Raw genomic sequence first — 20581 nt, forward strand, 5'->3', positions numbered from 1 at the left:
TTCTTAAACACAGCATTGCAGCCTTGGAGGCAGCCCGTTCAATGCCTCTTCTCCAGCATACTACAATCCTTCAATGACATCAGGTGAAAGTCCGGTAGCACGGGATATGGAAAAAACGTCAAGCCCCATCTCCTTGAGATTCCGCGCCACGTCTTCTTTCCCTTTTTCCATACCTTTTTCTATCCCTTCCGCAAGGCCCTTCTCCAGACCTTCCGCAAGGCCCTTCTCCAAACCTTCCGCAAGGCCTTTCTGACGCTCGAACTCCATCACCGCAAGCTGGTCGCGGTAGACCTTGATGCTCTCGTCGTATTTTATCCGTTCCTCCTTGCTCAGGGCAGCGATGTCAACAATCTCCTCCAGTCTTTTGAAAACGGCATTGCGCGCCTTAAAAGGCAACCTGTTCAATGTTTCCATATTCTTCAATACATAAATCCAACGTTCAAAATCTGTCGCGCATTCAGACTCCTCCTTGTCAAACGAAGGAAGCTCCAGAAAAATGTAGCGCATCTTGTCGCTGAACTGCTCATGAGTTTCACGGTCGGCAAGAACGATGTCTGTGCGCAGCTTGCTCGGAAGGTCTGTCAAACGGAAGTTCACGAAGAATATTCCATAGACAGCCTTCAGGCTGAATTTCCAGTCCGATCCCCTTTCGCCCTGACGGGCTATCGCCTGAGAGAGGTAGTAAAGCGTACGCTCCCGGAAATTGACGTGCTCACGGTTCTGCATTTCTACGATAAACTGCTCGCCGTTCGAGTCTGTACAGTAAACGTCATAAATAAGACCACGGTCGTTTTCGAATTCCGGAAGAAGTTCCTTGTCCAGAAAATGGATATCCTCCACATGACGCTCGCCTTCCAGCAATGCGTTGAGAAAATCAATCAGAAGGTCCTTGTTGATCTCCTGACCGAAAATGCGCTTGAAGCCCACGTCTGTAAAAGGGTTGATGAATTTTGCCATAGCAGTAATGTCCTGAAAATTGCCGTTATAACGCAAATATACAGAATCCGGCAGATATAACAAAAAGGAACGATGAATTTCATTCCGTAAGGCTCAAATTCCGGCAATTGCAGGATTTTTCCCATCCTGCCCCATCGACAGACAATAACCCAAAAAACCGTCGGCAACGGTCTGTGCGTCACCGACGGTTCGTACAATAACAAATACAAAAACTCTCTTAGCCGCTGCAAGGACTAAAAAGATTGCTTTTCCCAAAGCATGAAGGAAGCCTCCCAGGTATGCATCCTCCATACTTCCATGACTTTATTTCAATGCATTCAACCAGGCTGGAACATATCCCAAGCGACGTTCAAGCTGCGCTTCGTAGAGCGACTGCGGCTCCACAGGCGTACCGTTGCTCTCATCCAGCTTCACCTGATCCTGCACAAAGGTTACCGGTTCTCCATGGAAGCCTACAATTACCGGAGGCAGAATCTTCCAATACTTCCATCCCGAACGCCACCAGTCGAATTCCGTTCCTACATTTCCGTTGCCCTTCGGAGCCGGCGAATTGATGGAATTCATGTTCCAGATGGTCAAGTCGGCCAGATGATTAGGCACCTGCTCCGCATCTCCGCCCTGGCGCGTCTGCATGAAACCTCCCGTACAGCAGTCGATCAGCGTAGCTCGCGGCTGGGTTGCATGCGCCTCAAAGCAAGCGTCGCTTCCCCATGAAACACGCCAGATTACGGCACCCATGCTCGGCTTGGAAACGCCGCAGGCATGGTATTGCCCTGCTCCTTCCACAATATTCGACGAAGACCACTGGTCGGCAAGCGGACGATTGGAGCGGTCGCGGACCGCACCGATAAACACACGGCTCGAACCTTGCGAGCGGATCGCTGCATGGCCTCCATTTCCGTCAATATCAATATCATATGCTGAACAGTTGGCGCACGATATGATGGAAGCCGCCTCGCTTACGCTCGTAAACCGGACTCTGCGCATCCACGAGTTTACAAGCCGCATGAAATTGATCGGCTTGTAGGCACCGTCGTCTTCCCAGCTGCGGTGATGCTTAAAGTCGGACACCGAATGGCCGACAAAACACAAGTCCTCCACACCCACGTTCTCGTAATGCCTGTACTTGCGCAACTGCCAGTCCCATTGCGGGTCCACCTCATGCATAATCGGTTCTTTGAAAGTCACCGTGTTGCCTTCAATCTTTTCAATCTGGTGAATATCTTCCACCTGCACGCCCTTTTCCGAAATGTTTGTCATGGTAGACTCCCATTCATACGGCTGAAGTTCCTGTGCCACCAGCTCCGGGCTGTTGTCGTGCAAATACAGACAAACCCATTCACCCTCGCTGAAAGCGTTTGCATTGGCCACTTCCACACTGAAGGTTCCTTTTGCCGCACCTCCCGTCACGTCATAGACATCACTCGTCAGAAACGAATTGTGCTTGATGGTAATCAGAGTCGGCGACGAATACATGCTGTTGTCATTCGGCAACATAGGGGTCTCCATGATAAGTCGGGTCTTGTCCGGCCCGTCACCCTTAATCACGAAGTTCCCGCCAAACATCGTAATCGCATGACTCGTATTATTTCCCCGGCTGTCCGTGTCACCAGAGGTTTTATTGTCATCCTTCGTATTGTCGTCTTCGTTATGCAACACATAATCGCCCGCGGGGAAATAGATTACCACATTGGCGTTTCCATTGCCCGAAGATTTGTCCAGCCCATACTTTGCCATAATATCCAGCAAAGCCTGACGCGCGCCCACTTTATAGTCATCCATCCATTGTCTGACGTTTACACGCTCCCACGCAGCTTCCGGAGGAGCCTCTTCACCGTGCCTGTATCCGGCATACGAAAAGTCAAGCAGCACATTGCCGTCCGCACCGGCCACAAACTTGTTCCACGCGTCTGTAGTCGCCTTGCCTTCAACCGGCACGTTTATTTCATACGCTCCGCAGCGCAGATATATTGTCACTTTATCCCCGTCAACAGAACAGGAAGCAAACGGAGAGAAAGCGGATTTGCCCGCCTTGTCCACATCCCACACCTGACGTGTACTCAACTGCTTCCATTCTCCTCCGTCAAATGAAACCTCCCAGTATCTTTTGTCGCTTAAACGGAACTGGGGAGTCACCGCAGACTTGCCCGTCGAGCTCAATGCAGGTGCCGGCTGTCCGTCACTCCCTTCCAACGTTCCGGAGCTTCCGTCCAGCTCATACGTCCAATAGCCATTCCCGTCTATGCCGACAAGAGGAACAGAATTGACCTTCTCCTGTTCGGCATATATATTCAGAACATGGTTGTTGTCCAGTTCCATCACCGCGCTGCCGTCCGCTTCCGTAAAGCAAGTCAGCACTTTCACATGGCCTTCAGCCAGCGACTGCATATCTGCGATATCACGGTTCAGCTGAGAAAACACGTCTTCCGCCTGCGGAGTATCAGGCGTACCGGAATCTTCCACCGCATCATCCTTGCATCCTGGCGCGACAAGCAACAGCGCAGCCGCACAGAAGGCATACAGGAATCCTCTTTTCATCCACTTCCCTTCCAACATGTCAGACTATTTTATCGCATTCAACCATGCCGGGACATATCCCAGACGTCTTTCCAGTTGGGCTTCGTACAACGACTCCGGAGTAACCATCGCGCCTGTACTTTCTTCATAAGTCAGCTGATCAGGCTCATCCGTAAAATCAACAGAAGCGCCGTGTACACCGACCACAATCGGAGGATAAATCTTCCACCACGTGTCATCAGCTGCCCACCATTTAAAATCCGTTCCCCAGCTTCCTTGCGCATTCGAAGTTCCTGTTACATACAAGTTCCATAAAGTCAAGTCTGCCAAGTGGTTCGGATTCTCTTCTTCAGCACCACCTGCACGATAACGCACCAATCCGCCCCTGCACATGTCAATCAATGTAGCCCGAGGCTGAGTGGCATGCGACTCAAAACAAGCGTCTTTTCCCCATTCACAATTCCAGACAACCGTACCTATGCTTGGCTTCGACACGCCACAGCTGTGGAACTGTCCCTCACAAGGATTATTTTTAGCATCCGAGCCTGTGCTTGCATCTTTGACAGCACCAATAAAGACACGCGTAGAATGCTGGGAACGGACAGCCGAATGCCCGCGAGTCCCGTCAATCACAATATTATATGCAGAACTGTTGGCAGATTCATTGATGCTTACCGCTTCACTAACACTGGTAAATTTCACGTTTCGCACCCACGAATTGACCACACGGCTGAGGACTAAGGGCTTATATGCTCCATCATACTGCCAACCCAGTTTTTGTTTGTCCGCCGAGCCATAATCATCACCATGATGTGAATAGCCGTCCAAAGCATTGCCCTCAAAAGCCAAATCTTCAACGCCTACATTCTCCAGATATTTATAGTCCTTTATTTCCCAACCATACGCATGATTTACCTCATGCATAATAGGTTCGACAAAAGTAACCGATGTAGCTGTCTTTGACTTTACCTGATGAAACTCCGTTACTTTAACTCCTTCGTCTTCTCCGCTGCCATTAATCGTCCAGTTACTGCCCAAAGGAATCGGTCCGACTTCTTGCTTTACAAGTTCAGGGTCATGACTACGCAACCTTAACTGCACCCAACTGCCGACAGTTATATCTGACGTATTGTCTACCTGCACAGAAAATGCCCCTTTAGGCGAATCACCGGTCACGCTTGCAAGCAGTTTCATATTGGACGCATCCGGACTGTTCGTTTGTCCAATCTTGATTAACTCCGGAGAAGAACCCGTATTGTTTACATCTGTCGCCAAATTAGGAGTTTCCATCACAAGGACTGTACTTTCTGGCCCATCTCCCTTAATGATAAAATTGCTTGCGCTGACAAATATGGTTGTGCTCCGGTTGTTCCCATCTTCATCAGTCGCGGCATTTGTACCGCCACCGGAATCATTGTCATCATTATTATGAAGAATATATCTTCCGGCAGGAAAATAAACGACCATATTCGCAGCCTTGCCGCGATTCTTCCATCCGTCATCCCCTCCTAAATTTTCATCCTTGCTACCAAAAAACTGTGTTTCCCTTAATATCTTCAGCAAAGCTTCCCTTGAAGATTCTTTTCCTGTGGGATCAGCGCCATAATCCAAAACATTATACACCTTATACCCCCATGCAAATCCGTCGGCAGGAGCCACTTCACCGTGCATATATCCGGCATACGAATAGTCAAGCAATACATTGTCCTCGCTGCCCATCACAAACTTCTTCCATGCCTCAGCAGAAGATGACGCACTCGCATCAACCGTCACAGACGCTTCACCGTTGCGCAACGACAATGTAAGCTGACCGCTGCCATCCATTTCAACCGATTTGTACAGAGAAAAGTTGGCAGAGGTCTTTCCTGTCATGTCAGCAGCCGGAGCATCAGAAAGCCGCTTCCACTGATTGCCGTTCAAAGAAACCTGCCAATAGCCGTCCTCGCCCAAGGCAACCTGGGGAGTATACACACCTTTGCCTGTTTTTCTCAAAGCCGGAACTGAATTCCCGGCCATATCAGTCAGCAAACCACTTTCTCCGTTCAACTGTACCGTCCAATAGCCTTCTTCGTTCACGCCAAACAACGGAATGTCTGCATCGTCCTCCGTCCGGGAAACGGCAGTCGCGATTTTCCCGTCACTCAATTCCAAGCGATAGGCTCCAGACTCTTCCTGCGTATAATTCACCACCTCTGCATCACCCTCAAAAAGCGCCTGCATCGCCGCAATATCCGCATTATACTGGTCAATAACGGAAGCTATTTCCGCCGGCTGTTCCGGTATTACAGGCGCATCGTCCTGAACCACTTCTTCGTCCGAGCATGCCGCCATAACCAGCAAGCCCAAGCACCACATCCAATTTTTCAAGAATCTTACACTCATAGTATCTAATTTTACCAAGTCCTGCAAATCGTTCGGACGGCTTCCGGAAGCCGTTCAGACTGAACAAATTTAATATATTTTTCCAACACTGGAAAACACCGGAGAAGCCGAAATCTTATTAATGAAAAATAAAGCACCTATTTTTGTACAATTATGACATATAAGGCCGTACAACCTTCAGTCTAAGAAAAATGGGGACTTCCTGAAACACCATTAAGAAAGGTCTGATCAATAAACTAACAGAGAATAAAACAGAAAATTGGCCGGCGGTCAGTACTCCGGAAAGTCAAGTCGTTTAAGGTAATCTGTTCATGTTTTCCACCCGCTCGTCAGTCCGTACATACACTGTCAGGGGTAACACTAATATTTTCCGACAAATCATCTTCCTTCAGCCTGTTGTCTATATCGTCCAACTCTTCCCTATACCTCTCCATATCAGTCCTGTGCGTTTCTGCATTCTCCGATATCTTTAACAAAGATATTTTGACCGAGATTATTACAGCCAGCACAATATTCGACAAAATATTCATCACCAGATAAGCTATGAAACCGATAAAACATGCAACCGCACAATAGACGGGCAATACACCTGCATCAAGAAAAGGCAATAAAGTTATTTCTCTATGAAATGTACCCCATGTTAATGCACCCACAAAAATCAAACTGTGCAACACAAGACCCGGGCCGAGGATTCTCTTCCACCGGCAATCCATCTCCAACCGCTCGAACCAAAGGCAGTGGAGCAGCAGGACAGACACGGACAAGAGCATCACCTCCAGCAGACCGTCCACACAAGTACCGCACTTATGCTGGAACACTCCGGCAAACAGGACGAACAGACCGAACAGGAAACAGTCATACGAAATGACAGAAAGGAACGATGTCTTCGTATGGAACCTCAGCTTACGTTCACTCCATGCCTCCAGCTCATGCACCTTGCCTACAACCTCTTTCGCTTTCCGGCTAACCAAATCCAGCGCACCTTTTGTCTCGTCCTTCAAAAGTCCGGACTTCAGATAGTAGTCTATCTTGGCGATTATCGCCTCTTCCTTCTGCTGCGGTTTAGTTTTCATATCCAGCACCCAATACTTCAGCGTTTCGGTAATCCGTGACAAGACATAAAAGAAGGAATACTCTCTCCTGCCTTCAAAAATCACATACGCCATCGACAAGCCGACGGCAAGGACAAACAGGTCATTGAAATCTACCAGTTCCAGCATAGTGACACAAAAAACAGATTCCTAATTCAGACGGACATCTTCCACCAGCCTGGATTTGAATATCTTGTCAAAAACATTCTCCAAGGCACCGGCCTGTCCCGGTGAATTGAAATTACCGAACGCCATGCGCGCGTCTATATCGGTTTCAAGCCTGAACGCACGACCGTCAGAAACCGTAAAATGCGCAGGCTTCCCTTTGTACATCACCTTTCCATTATAACTCTTCACCGAAACCTGTGACGGGTATCCCGCGAGCACTCCGGCGATGTCAGTCTTCAGGAAGCTGTCCGAATAATCGGTCAGAATGATTCGGATCGAACGCTTGCTGTCCGTATCGAGAAATGCCTTTATCAGACGGCAATACTCCGCATTGTTCGACACGTCAGAACACATGCTGCTACTGAATATGTCGATATACTCAGTGGCATATTTAGCCAAAGCCCGGTGCACGATAGCGGCATGCTCCGCGCTTGAATTATAAAAGTTCTCGTCCTTTCTCTCTTCCGCCAGCCTGAATATCTCAGCGGCATACACTGATTTCAATTTCTCGTCCAACATAATCCTCAGGGTCTTCTTCTATACAAATACACAAAAACGGAAGACTCGCCGTCCTCTATACGCCCCTCTTCGGTTCCAAAGCCATCATCCCGCATAGCCTCAACCAGCCTTCCGGCCACATCCGGACTGCCGCATCTGGTGAATCCGAGCAGGTTGACGGTACGGTCCTCTGCCCTGACCCTCTCAATGTCAGAAGTCCGGCCGACACGGAAATCTCCCTTTTCCTGGCCTTCACCTTTATTGACATCAAAAATGGAACCGAACCATCCGACTGTCTCTTTTATTGTCATGGCTCATTTTCTTTGTTTACATTACAAATGTACTGAAATTATGCCAAGTTCATAATCTTTTAAACAAGAATTTATGTAACTTACACTATTTTCTTCTATAAAGACCTACATCCAATCCAAGCATTATCGCCTCTCAATCCTTCCGCAGAAGTACTGCAATCTTAATAAGCATCCGGAATTACTATGTGGCGCCAACATACGCAAGCCGTCCCGGCGTTTCATTGGAAGCGTCGGGACGGCTGATTATTTTGGATTATAAATCCTTATATTCACGTATAAACGGCATCACTCCGTAGTTATACCCTCTATATGCGCACCATAATCTTGGTAAGCATCATTAGGTATAAATTTCCCCCCAGAAGAAGTTTTAAAAATATCGTCCTTCAACAAAAGTGACTCTGCTCCAACAAGAGGAGCATTCCCTGACCATAAAGCCAAACTTTCACTACCATTATAACCAATATTATGGCTAATTTCTCCTGACTGAGCGACTATCGATCCATTATGAATTCCCGGAGGAGCATCATTCCCACTCGGAGCACCACCACGTGTACGAAGCAACTGAACATTCGCTGTATTAGAGGATTCAAAATAAAAGATATTATCTTTAAGTATCAGTTGATTCATATTACCCCCATTAAAGATACCACGGAAAGCATAATGCAAATTTACAAATGTATTATTCTCAACTACAAGATTATCAGCCCCTGCATCCATAGATACATTATTATTATGCAACCAAAGCACTGAAAATTGAACATTTGTTCCATTCTGAGCATACAATACATTATTCACCATCCGCACATCTTCTAACTTAACATCTGTCTCAGTATTTATACTCACATTCAAAATACGATATTGTGTAAGCAACTGAATCTCAAATACAGAATTATATGAACTAAATTCTTTTAAGCCAGTACTACCTGTAACAGCGACAAAAGAGCTATTTGCTTTTTCTCCTACTACCACCTTGCAACCATCCAATATTATAGTAGGAGCGGATGTACCATCAGCCAAAGAAAAACGCCCACGGGCTGTAGCATCATAACTTGTCATTGTCATTTCAATATCCTTGAACAACAACGTATTCCCATTAAGCGCAACAGAACTATTAAACACCACCTTACCTTTATCATCAGAATCATCACCTATTAAGATCAAAGGCTGATCAGCTTGAACACTCGTCGTTTGATAGGTTAATGTTGCTGAACTTCCTACAAAATAAACACCACTACTGGCACTACTTATGGTTTCATCCGAAGTCACGTGCTTAATCGTCACATCCTCACCAAACATCTTCTTGTTAATCTTCACATTCCCAATCTGGATGTCCAGTCCGGCCATGAAGTCGGCGTAATAGCCACCTTCGCCTACGTTTGTACGAACCACAATCTCATCCGTAATGGTATTGACTCCTTTAGTCACTTCCACTGCCAATACGCACTCACTCGGAGTGGCAGGAGCAGTTACGCTTACGGTTCTTTCAGCACCAGATTCTGTGATTGAAGCGTTCCATTCGACAGGAGCTACCACACGGGCCACGATACCGGCATCATCACTTACTGTAACTGTAAACTCACCCGTTCCGGTTACATACCAAGTACCGTTTTCCATACCTTCAGGCTCTACAATCCGGCATACCAGCCCTTCAACAATAGGAATAGTGTATGCTCCGTCACCCGACAACGTGATTTTGAGGTTGTCACCCTCACGAGTTACGCCCTTTATCGGATTCGTGCCTATGCCTGTGCCTGTAGCCTTCACATGATTGCCTGACTCATCCGTCACATACACCCATGTGCCGTCTGTGCCGCCACCGTCATACGACACCTGCCATACCTTGGCACCGCTTTCTTCCACAATCCGGAATTGTGGGGTAACAGTAGCGGCCTGTCCGTTTTCAGCCTCAGCGCACCGGTCGCTCTTCACTCCCTCAATTACCCAATAACCGTCATCACTGATTGTAATTTCCGGATAAACGGCTCCTTCCGTGTTTCCCTGAGTCAGCGTGAGCGTTTCTCCGTTGCTCAGAAGAAGCGTCCATGTGCCCGTTGCCTGATCTTCAGTAGCGGTCTGGATGGTCTTGTTTCCGTCCAGCAACACGCGGATCACGTTCATGTTGTCATTTAAAGTCTGCACCTGCTTCTCCATGTCTTCCACGCGCGAAGCAAGCGCATCAATATTCTGTTCCAAATCGTCCGTGCTACATGCCGTGAACGACAATGCGAGCATTCCGAGAAGGATGAATGATTTATAGCGTTTCATAATCATATCTGTTTATAATTTTTGTAAGTTTTGTAAATTCTTTCCCTACGGCTTGCCAACCTTTCTTGTCTTTCTATCCTTTTTGCCATTCTTCACTTCGCTCGGAATGACAAAAAGGAATAATCGGAATGACAATACCTTCACGTCAGACATTCGCCGTCACCGTCACTTTCAACGGAACAACTAATCTGTAGCCTGCGTCCGAGAATATCTGGAAATAGACTGTATAGCTGCCAGCCGCCAGCCCGGCAGGAGCCGTAACGGTAAGCTGATGTCCGCCTTCGGGGGCATCCGTTTCGTCCAAGCTCACTCCAAGGGGTGTCGGATCGATAATCACATACTCCACTTCAGTGAGGGCAGCGTTCAGCGTGACGCTTGAGCCTGCCACTACGCTTGTTGCGGTAATCGCCGTTGCAGGTGTGCCTTGCGTGGCGAAGGTCATAGCCAGACCGCCGAGCAAAGCCACTTCCAACTCATCGTCACCGTAAGTGAAAACAAGAATGTTTGAATTGCTTTCTTTAATCTTTACATCCGCAAACATGCCGTTCGGAATATTATCCACATCGGCAATACCGTAGTTGCCCGGAATCTCCGTCCATTCCCCGTCGCCAATCGTATAGCCCCAGCGTCCGTTTTGCACGGAGATGGTGGGAGTCATGCCGTCCTTTCCGTCTGTAGGGGAAGCCTGCACGGGATTACCGTCCCCGTCCTGCAAGTCGTAAGTCACACCGTCGATAGTGTAAGTCCAATACCACACGCCGTTTTCCTCACGGAATCCCATTGCAGGGATTTCTTCGGCTGGCTTTCCCCCGAAAATCGTGAGGGAGGTGCCGTCGCTGAGTGTAAGGGTATAATCGCCATTCTCGCTCTGCGAGTAATCCGTCACAAAGATATTGTCTTGAAGCATAGCCACGTCATAGAAAGCGTTGATGCTTGTGTTCATGCCTTCAAGTTGAGTGTTCAGCTCGTCAAGACGCACATTAAGTGCATCTACGTCGGCCTGTATGTCATCCCTCTGGTCGCACGCATTGAACGTGAACAAGGGAATCATGCTGAGTAATATTATTGCTATTCGTTTCATAATTCTTTAGGTTTTAGCGTTGGGCACCGCAATTAGCATAAGCGGCTTTCTTGGTGAATGTCCCTGTCAAGAAATTCATATTGCTAAACGGGTCTTCACTTTCTTCTGTTATCGTATTCCCCCCCCCCTGATATTGATCATAACCAGAAGAAGGAACTCTCGTCAGATACTGATAAGATGCCGTAGAAGAGTAACACTTTATATTTTCAAAAGCAAGAGAAGCAGGAAGACCAATATCACTACTAATCTCCAAATTTACCATCCTCACAGTTGAAGACGAAACACCATCCCAGAACAAACAATTGGCAATTTTAATAGTTGCCGCATTATCCATCTTACTACGGACAAGTCCATTTGCTGGAGCATAATTAACAAAAGTATTATTCTCAACAAGAAGACTTCCCTTATACGAGCCCGGATAATCGTTATTCAAAGTAGTTGTAAGCAAAGCTCCATTAATGCTAAATGTTTGGTTACCATAAATAATATTATTTTTAAATGTAATATTCGCACTAACCACGTTATTGTCAGTAGAACCAGTATTAGGAGCAAAATTCAAAATACGTCCACCTCCACCTTTATCTTGATTAAAGTGGATATCGCTATTGCATATCTCTATGTTCTCAATAGCATCATCATCTCCTTGATGTCCATTAAATAAATTATTGGAATTACCCATCGTTACTTTACAACCATCAAGAATCAGATTTTCAATCTTCCTCCCAGCAGCTAACTGCATAAACAATCCTTCTCTTGTAAACTCAATATTCTGAGCTATTAGATTTGTTTCAATTCCACCTGTTGCTGCATTAAACGTATTGTTAACCGTCACTTTCGCCTTTCCTCCGTCAATGCTATTGGAAATCAAAATAAGATTATCCTTAATATTGACGTTTGAGAAAGTCACCGTAACGCCTTCATTGATAAAGTATGCACCCGACGGGGCGTCGCTAATTGTCTGGTCTGAAGTCACTTCGGTTACATTCATCCCCGATTCGCTGTTCAGCGTATAGCTGCCGATGGTGATGCCTTCTGCCTGATACTTCTCATAAACAGAAGAGTATGTCGGCTCTACCGGCTCATCCGAACCGATTTTCACCTTCACCTTGTCTACAGCCCAATACATGCCGCTCTGTACGCGCACCGTTACATCCTCCGTATTGTTGGCGGAAACGCGCGACTGAGCGGATGCCGTAGCAGCATCCTCGGCTGGAGAATAAATGGTCAGTTCATACACGCCGTCCGATTCCGGGTCTTCAATAGTGGCGCGCCATCCCGACGGATAAGTCAGTTGGGGAGTGCCTCCCGATATTTTCACGGAGAGGGTCTGTATCGTCCCTGCTTCCATCTGCAAATAACCGTCATCGTCTAACAGATCCTCCGTAACAATCTGACAAATCAAACCGGGAACGATAGGCAAAGAAACCTCTTCGGTTGTACCTTCAGAATAGTTGGTATAATAGGTGATGGTCAGCCTGGTAGGGTCGGAAGTGTCCACGCCAGCTATTAGCTGGTCACCGATTTCGCCTATACTCGCGTTGGCCGTACCTTCTACATCCGCCCAATTTTCGGTTACCTCTCCGTCATCGCTAAGGAAACGCACCTGCCACTTTCCGTCGTTCACACGGAATTCGGGATAACCGCTTCCGTTAGCGCCGGGCTGTCCAACGGCCTTATGGCCGGTCTTTTCGCCGCGAATCACCCAATAGCCATCCTCACTGATGGAAATCAATGAATTGTATTCCGCATCTTCCGGGATTTCTGGAACGTCAATGCTCCCCTGCACACCGATGTTCAAAGTAAGCGTTTCCCCGTTGCTGAGCGTAAGGGTATAGGCGTTTCCGCTCGGCGTCACGCTCTGAATGGTCTTATTCTCTGAATTGAGCACGAAGGAAATCGTTTCCAGATTCTCATTCAGCAGCTTCACCTGTTCCTCCAGAATGGCCACGCGGTTAGCCAGCGCGTCCACATCGTCCTGCAAGTCATCCTGCTTGCACCCCGTGAGCGCAAGCGCAGCGGTGAGGACTAAAAACAAGTATGATTTTATGTATTTCATAAATTATTCGTTTTAAAAGATTATTCGGTTACATTGACTACAATCTGGTATACTCCCCGATCCTCATGCTTATAGTTGCCGTTGGTCACTACGAAAGTTGCCGTATAGGTTCCTACATTTTCGTATGTGTGCGAATAAGTCGGCATGTCCTGCGAAATGTTCTTGACGCTCACGCCCTGATCGGGTTCACATGCAAGGATGTTGATCGGATCAGAAACAAGCCAAGAGGTTTTCCATTCGTTGGCACTTCCCGTGCTGTGGATGAAGAAGTTTCCCGCGCTTGCGCTCGACAGATTCCAGCGTCCGGAAGTATTGTTCGTTACCGTAGTATAGCTCTTGTCGTCTAGATTGAGGGCGGTGAACTTGAAGCTGCTGGCATACTGCGTGGCTTCCTGTCCGTTGCGGAGCGTTGCGGTGATGTTCATCGTGTTGAAATAATAGGCATGCTGGTTGGTGGCCTGACCGCCCGTAGCACTCGGGTTCTGTCGCTCGTCCTTATTATAAGCGATAGCAATGACCAAATTCTTACCTATATAGTCCTTCACGGGAAGCGTAAAAGCACCGTTGTTCACAGCAGACACAACGTTCGTGCCCAAGCTATAAAATTCGTCATGGTCCACCATAGTAGTCCACTCAAAATCCTTCACGGCTGTATAGTCCGCATCGAAGTTATCCTTCGCCAGACCGGGAAAGCCGGTCTGACCCGCTCCCTCGTCTGCATATGTATAGAAAATGTCAAGTGTATTGTTATCTCTTGCATTTCCTTTACCGAAATCACTACCCGTATCCCTATAAAGATAGAAACTCAGTTCGGCATCTGTCACATCTTCTGCCGAAACAGAAGTGCGGTCTTTGTAAATATACTGATGTCCCAGTTCGCCACTATAGAAAGTCACGAAATCCGGTTCACCGTTAATGGTGAACTCTACGGGCTGTCCTTTCTTCGCCGTCACAATCATGCCGTCGTACATCACGTTATCATCGGTTACAACGCCAATGTTCACATCGTCAAGCCCCTCTGTCAATTCTTTGCTGCAAGAAGCAAGTGCGAAAGCCGACAGAGCGAAGGCATACATATATAAGGTATATCTTTTCATTGATTCAATCCTTTATTAGTGTTTTAACTCAGATAGATTACCATCCCGGATTGTTTGAAGTGATGGCCTTGTTCACAGACAACTCGGCATCCGGTATCGGGAAATAATTGTACGTATCGTCCAGCTGGAAATAAGTGTACACATTGCTCGTTCCCTGATTCCATTCACCTCCAATCTGTGCGAACTCTACCAGCTCACTCATACGCTCAGAAAGTTCTCCCCAACGGATCAGGTCGAAGTGGCGCAACATTTCAAAGCAAAGCTCACGCCCGCGTTCGTCCTTCAGCACCTGACGAAACTCGTCCTTGGTCAGCCCTTCCTGCAGATTGTAGCTTGCATCACCGCCGAAAGCACGCTGTCTTACCTCGTTCAGATAACTGATGGCATTTGCAGGACCGTTCAGTTCGTTCTCCGCTTCAGCCAGCATCAGCAGCACATCCGAGTAGCGCAATACCGGGAAGTTGATGGAAGTAAAGTTCTTGTCTTTCTTGTCAGCCTCGTATTCCCGGCGGAACTTCGCACACGCACGGGCAATATTCGCGGTGAAATGATTATTTCCGCTTCTGTAAGTGTAATCTCCTACGCTGGATTCCTGCCATGAGCTGCTCGTCGAATTATACATGTAGTCACCCTCACGGTACTCAAATCCCGGATACTGCTCTTCCAGTTCAGCCTCTTGCGCAGACGAACAAGTATACGAATAAGAACGTCCGTTATCATAGTTGTTCCAGACATTCAGCAGATTGGCTGTACCGTCTTCATCAGTCGACGCATTGACAAAATAATTTCCTTCATAGAATCTGCGTCCTGTCACTCCCGTATTCTTTCCGCCGCCTTCAACATAAACGAACGGCGCAATGTTCCACAAGAAGCGGCGGTCTTTTACCTTGAATTTCGCCAGCTCCCACGCAGCAGCTTTTTCTTCCGCTGTGCCTGAAGCATAATTCACCTGCAGCCCCATCAAATCGTCAATCGTATAGCTTGTCGAGATATTATTGGACGGGTTGGAGAAACTATGATTCACATCCATGCAATACAGGCGGTAAAGTTTCGGCGTAGAGAAGATAAACTCATACGCGTACCCCGGATCGGCAGAGCCAGTCACGTCTGAACTGTTCGACAAGTCAGGACCCGCCAAACCGATGATGTTTCCGATACGTCCTTCAGCCACTACATCCGAAGTGTTGTTTCCGGCAAACTCAATTTCCCAGATGCTTTCACTGCCGTCTGTGTTATACTGGTTTGAGCACATGTCGATGAACACCTGCCAATAGTCGCTTGCCAACTGGTGTTTTCCGTAAACCTGCAAGGCAAAGTCTTTCGCCTGCTGGAAATATGAACGGAGCGTCGTTTCATCGCTCGGCGCATTGCTGTCCCGATAATGCTCACCGGCACGGAACAGGCAGACACGTGCCAGAATCCCATATGCAGCCGACTTTGAAATATGTCCCGGGTCGCTGGAGTCGAACTCCGGCAAACCGTTCTCCGCAGCCTCGCTCATTTCCGCCACGATAAAGTCATAAATCTGCTGCTTGTCGGTGCGCGGAGAGTCCAGGCCGGAAACGTCTTGAGTGGACGAAGTCTTAAAAGGCACGTCGCCCCAGCACTGCACCAGATTGAAATAATAGAACGCGCGGAGGAAACGGGCTTCTGCTATGTACTGCGACTTTGTCGCATCGTCAATGTCAGTCACACGGTCGATATTTTCCAAAAATATGTTCGCGCGGTTGATACCTGAATAAAGGGTATACCAGAAACCCGTTACTGCCGGGTCGCTGACTGTAGCGTTGTGACAAATCAGTCCTCTTGTGGCAGGCGCACGCCCGGAACCGCCATAATGAGAGAGGTCATCTCCTCCCACCAGATAAATGTAGTCAGCTCCATAGAAGGATGACTGGCTGAGTATGGCATAGATACCCGTAAGGAACGAGTTTGCCTCCTCCGCCGTATTGAAATAATTTTCCAATGTCAGTTTGGTCGGCTCCTTGTCAAGGAAGTTGCACGAAGCAAACATCCCGCCGAACATCATGAGCAATAGAGTATATTTAAACTTTTTCATATGATATATTCTGATGAATGATTAGACAGATGCAATTAGAATCCCGCACTTACTCCAAAACTTATAGTATATGCCCTCGGATACGACGAGAAATCAAGTCCCGGAGTCAGCGCACTGTTACGGATAGACACTTCAGGATCGTATCCCGAATAGCTTGTCCATGTCCACAGATTCTGTCCTGCCAGATAGACACGGAGCGAACTCAGTTTTGCCTTCTGTATCAGTTTGGTCGGGAACGTATAGCCCAAAGTCACCGTCTTCAGACGCAGGAACGAACCGTCTTCGATGATGCGTGAAGAAATCACACGGTTGGAAGAAGAGTTGGTGGCTGCCGGAATATCGCTGTCCGGATTTTCCGGAGTCCAGCGGTCAGCATAGCTCGCAAACTGGTTCAGTTCGCGCGATCTGTTATTGGAACTTTCAAAGAACAGGCGGTTGGCATTCATGATGTCGTTGCCGTATGACCACTGGAAGAACACGCTCAGGTCGAAGCCCTTATAAGTAAAGGTGTTGGTGAAACCTCCGGTATGGATAGGCAAGCCACGGCCGATAATCGTACGGTCATCTGAATTGATGATTCCGTCACCGTTCAAGTCCTTGTATTTAGGCATACCCGGCTGCGTATTGGTTTCGGTAGAGAAGTAAGGTACGCCCGACTTCAGCGTATAGGTATCGCCCGATTTGTTGAAATCGTCGTACTTGTATGTACCTTCGTACAAATAACCATACATCATGCCCATCGGCAGACCAACCTGTGCAATGTAGCTCGACTGAGAGTTATAGTTCTGGTCGAAGTTGACGGCGCTCAGCAATGTGCTCTGTCCTTCCGAAAGTTCAAGCACCTCATTCTTGTTGAACGCAATATTGAAGTCTGTTGTCCAGCTAAAGTCCTTATTCTTGATGTTCACCGTACTCAGGCTCAGTTCGATACCATCGTTACGTACCTTACCGATATTGCGGGTTGCACTATAAAATCCTGAACTCAACGGGAGTGAAGCTTCCAGCAGCAGGTCGCGCGTGGTCTTGCGGTAAATATCTCCGGTAAAGTTGATACGGTCATCAAAGAAGCTCAAATCCAGACCAAGGTTCCACTGCTCGGTGGTTTCCCATTTCAGGTTGTTGTTAACGATAGAGGTAGGAACTGATCCCACATTCGTATTGTCATTATTGAAAGGATAGACACCGCTCGGAATGCTTCCGTTTGAAATATAGTCGCCTATATTATCTTTCAGCACCTGCAAGAGGGTATAGTATTCATATTCATCGATACGGTTGTTACCCGTGAGACCCCAGCTCAGACGGAGTTTACCGTTGGAAAGCACCTTCTTTAAAGGCTTCATGAACTTTTCTTCCGTAAACGTCCATGCAACAGAACCTGAAGGGAAGTAACCCCAGCGGTTGTTTTTGCTGAACTTGGAAGAACCGTCGGCACGGAAAGATGCCGTAGCATAGTATTTCGACTTGAAATTGTAGTTCAGGCGGGCCAAATAAGAGAGCATCGACCACGAACTCTTCGACGAACTGATGGTGCTTCCCTGTCCTTCCGCCATACCTGCCATTCCCAAAGACTCGTTCGGAATATGGATGGTGCGGAACGAATAGTATTCATAGTCAGAGTTCTGGAAAGTTACACCAGCCAGTGCGTTGAAGAAATGCTTTTTGGCAATGTTAGTCTGGTAAGTAACCGTATTTTCATTCAACCACGTCAGACGCTCATTGCGTACAACCTGCGCATTTACCTTGTCCGTTGAAGTAGGACCTCCGTAACGCGTCTTGGAGTTGTTGAACTGATCCTGTTTGCGGGCATCATAAGTATAACCGGCAGACACCTTTACCTTCAGTCCCTTGATAATTTCATATTCTGCAAATCCGTTCAACTGCAAGTTGTTCGTATAGTTCTTGCGGTATTCATTCTTCAACGACAGAATCGGGTTGAAACGATAGTCATTCGTGGTATTCAGCGCATCATCAATCGCGTTATCCATCAACGAACTCAACGGTTTGTTAGGATAAGTGACCGGACGATATCCCCATACGCTGTAGAACAGGTTGTTCATACCGCTGTAAGAGTTTTCAGAAGGAGTAGAACCCGTCTGAATAGCACGTGAGTAGTTGGCCGTAATGCTCATGTTCAGCTTGTTGCGGCGCACAACCGTGTTGATACGGCCCTGCATACGCTTGTAGCCCGTTTCGAGCAAAATACCCTGCTGGTCATAGTAAGAGAGCGAAGCGTTGTAGCGCACACCTTCCGTACCGCCGGTGAGACGGAGGTTATGGCTGTGCTGCCATGCCGTGCGGAAGATTTCGTCCTGCCAGTCGTACTGCGGGATGTTGCGGTAATCGTCCAGCGTCCACTGCTTTCCATCATTATACATCAGATAGCCTCCAGATGAAGAAGTGGCTTGCTCCGGATACATCTCCGCCTGCAACTTCACAAACTCGTAGGCGTCCATCATCGGAATCTTGCGCGTCACATTCGACATCGTGACACTTCCGTCGTAAGTGAGCTGAGCCTTACCGATCTTACCTTTCTTGGTAGTAATAATTACGACACCGTTCGCACCGCGCGCACCATAAATAGCGGTAGCGGAAGCGTCTTTCAGGATATCAAGGCTCTCGATATCGGCAGGGTTGATGGTAGAAGCCATCGCCGCATCCTCCACGGGAAATCCGTCGATTACGTAAAGCGGCGAGTTGTCCTGCGTCAACGAGTTGTTACCGCGGATAACGATGTTCATCGTTCCGCCCGGCATACCTTCACTGGAAGACACGTTCACACCGGCGATACGTCCTCCCAAAGTCTGGTCAAACGAAGCGACCGGCGTGTTGAGCAGCTGGTCCATGTTGGCTTTCGCCACCGAACCGGTCAGGTCACGCTTCTTCACTTCCTGATAGCCGACTACCACCACCTCATCAAGAAGCTCGGAATCGCTTTTCAGCAGAATAGACATCGGTTTGGAAGGATCCACTTTCACTTCCTGGTTCTGATAACCGATAAATGAAATAACAAGTACGGCTTTCTTGTCGGGTACGTTCAACGAGAACTTGCCGTCCATGTCCGTAATTGTCCCCTGGGTGGTGCCTTTGATCATGACACTCGCCCCGATCACTGTTTCTCCGGTTTCGTCAATAACAGTTCCCCTCACGAGAACCTGAGCGAAAGCCGCGGTAAAAGAGAATAAGGTCAACAGCAACAAACTGAGAACCCTCTTCCTCAAATCAATTCGGAATTCGGTTTGCATATCTCTACAATTTACATTAAATAAAGGTTTTAAAACGTCATAAGCACAAATTTACAGCATTGTATCAAGAGAACGGTATAAAATCATTCACTTGATGGGACAAAAATATCCAATTTTCAAAAATATTACATCGGCATTAAATCTTACGAGTCTTATAAAGTGTTTTTCCAATAGTTGCGAATATAATAAATATATTTCAGAATCAAAAACGACATCCTCAAAAAAATCTTGAAATCTTTATCTCCGCGGAAAACAGGAAACGTCAGAATGTCAAAAAGATAACGGGACATTTTTTTAATGTGAGCCGTCATCCTGAATGAAATGAGCCGTCAAATGCATTCAGATAACGGCTCATTTTTCAGAGATTATCAAACATCTTTTAACCAAACCAATATTATTTTTAAGCTAAAAATCAAAAGGGAACCACGAAAGTCACGCATAACAAATTATCAGTCAACAAATTACAGCGACAGGTAGACCACGAACGGAACCACGAAAGTCGTTTTACACCTTATTATATATAAAAAATAAAGAAAGAAACCCCTACCCCTTTATTTTTTCATTCATTAACAAACATAGAAGATGCCTGGCTTCATCATGCAACGACTGAAAAACTGTCCAACACATACGAAAACAGATACAGCAAAACGGAAAAGCCGTCCGCATCATTCCCAAGCATCGTCTTTATATGCCAATCCGTCGATGAAATACGCAGAGCTGTCGACAGAGCCATACGGAAAGATACAGATTCCTGCCTTTTCCGCTCCTTTACCCCACGAAGATTGAACGCAGAATCGAAAAACTTCGCGTTTCATTTGCCTTTGCGACCGCCATTCACTATCTTTGCCCGCAACCTT

14 protein-coding genes are annotated in these 20581 nt (G+C 47.3%); all 14 read right to left on the reverse strand.

The window, feature by feature from the left end; all coding sequences use genetic code 11:
* Nucleotides 1-60 precede the first annotated feature (60 nt).
* Nucleotides 61-957: an Rpn family recombination-promoting nuclease/putative transposase gene (locus NW212_RS14010; protein WP_258339251.1), complete on the reverse strand. Its 897-nt coding sequence runs from the start codon at nt 955-957 to the stop codon at nt 61-63.
* A 93-nt stretch (nt 958-1050) separates the two neighbouring features.
* A complete protein-coding gene (locus NW212_RS14015; RefSeq protein WP_258339252.1) occupies nt 1051-1248 on the reverse strand; it encodes a hypothetical protein in 198 nt (65 codons plus the stop codon).
* A gap of 12 nt (nt 1249-1260) precedes the next feature.
* Nucleotides 1261-3513, reverse strand: coding sequence for a DUF4955 domain-containing protein (locus NW212_RS14020; RefSeq protein WP_258339253.1), 2253 nt, complete (start codon nt 3511-3513; stop codon nt 1261-1263).
* Nucleotides 3514-3519: 6 nt separating this feature from the next.
* Nucleotides 3520-5856 (reverse strand): DUF4955 domain-containing protein, encoded by a 2337-nt coding sequence (locus tag NW212_RS14025; RefSeq protein WP_258339254.1) that lies wholly within the window; start codon nt 5854-5856, stop codon nt 3520-3522.
* A gap of 329 nt (nt 5857-6185) precedes the next feature.
* The gene (locus NW212_RS14030) at nt 6186-7076 is read right to left on the reverse strand and encodes a hypothetical protein (RefSeq protein ID WP_258339255.1); all 891 of its coding nucleotides are present in this window, start codon (nt 7074-7076) and stop codon (nt 6186-6188) included.
* A 21-nt stretch (nt 7077-7097) separates the two neighbouring features.
* Nucleotides 7098-7634 carry a hypothetical protein gene (locus NW212_RS14035; RefSeq protein WP_258339256.1) on the reverse strand — a complete coding sequence of 179 codons (537 nt, stop codon included), beginning with the start codon at nt 7632-7634 and terminating at the stop codon, nt 7098-7100.
* A gap of 5 nt (nt 7635-7639) precedes the next feature.
* A complete protein-coding gene (locus tag NW212_RS14040) occupies nt 7640-7924 on the reverse strand; it encodes a hypothetical protein (protein WP_258339257.1) in 285 nt (94 codons plus the stop codon).
* Between the two features lie 285 nt (nt 7925-8209).
* Nucleotides 8210-10189 carry a DUF4988 domain-containing protein gene (locus NW212_RS14045; RefSeq protein WP_258339258.1) on the reverse strand — a complete coding sequence of 660 codons (1980 nt, stop codon included), beginning with the start codon at nt 10187-10189 and terminating at the stop codon, nt 8210-8212.
* 145 nt (nt 10190-10334) lie between these two features.
* On the reverse strand, nt 10335-11270 hold the full coding sequence (locus NW212_RS14050; RefSeq protein ID WP_258339259.1) for a PL29 family lyase N-terminal domain-containing protein: 936 nt from the start codon (nt 11268-11270) through the stop codon (nt 10335-10337).
* 13 nt (nt 11271-11283) lie between these two features.
* On the reverse strand, nt 11284-13326 hold the full coding sequence (locus tag NW212_RS14055) for a DUF4988 domain-containing protein (protein ID WP_258339260.1): 2043 nt from the start codon (nt 13324-13326) through the stop codon (nt 11284-11286).
* Between the two features lie 20 nt (nt 13327-13346).
* Nucleotides 13347-14423 carry a DUF5017 domain-containing protein gene (locus tag NW212_RS14060; protein WP_258339261.1) on the reverse strand — a complete coding sequence of 359 codons (1077 nt, stop codon included), beginning with the start codon at nt 14421-14423 and terminating at the stop codon, nt 13347-13349.
* Between the two features lie 37 nt (nt 14424-14460).
* On the reverse strand, nt 14461-16482 hold the full coding sequence (locus NW212_RS14065; RefSeq protein ID WP_258339262.1) for a RagB/SusD family nutrient uptake outer membrane protein: 2022 nt from the start codon (nt 16480-16482) through the stop codon (nt 14461-14463).
* A 35-nt stretch (nt 16483-16517) separates the two neighbouring features.
* The gene (locus NW212_RS14070) at nt 16518-19724 is read right to left on the reverse strand and encodes a TonB-dependent receptor (RefSeq protein WP_258339263.1); all 3207 of its coding nucleotides are present in this window, start codon (nt 19722-19724) and stop codon (nt 16518-16520) included.
* A 665-nt stretch (nt 19725-20389) separates the two neighbouring features.
* A partial coding sequence (locus NW212_RS14075) for a hypothetical protein (RefSeq protein WP_258339264.1) occupies nt 20390-20581 on the reverse strand: 192 nt, incomplete at its 5' end.

It is taken from the genome of Bacteroides sp. ET225 (assembly GCF_024733745.1).
In the GTDB taxonomy this organism is placed as follows: domain Bacteria; phylum Bacteroidota; class Bacteroidia; order Bacteroidales; family Bacteroidaceae; genus Phocaeicola; species Phocaeicola excrementipullorum.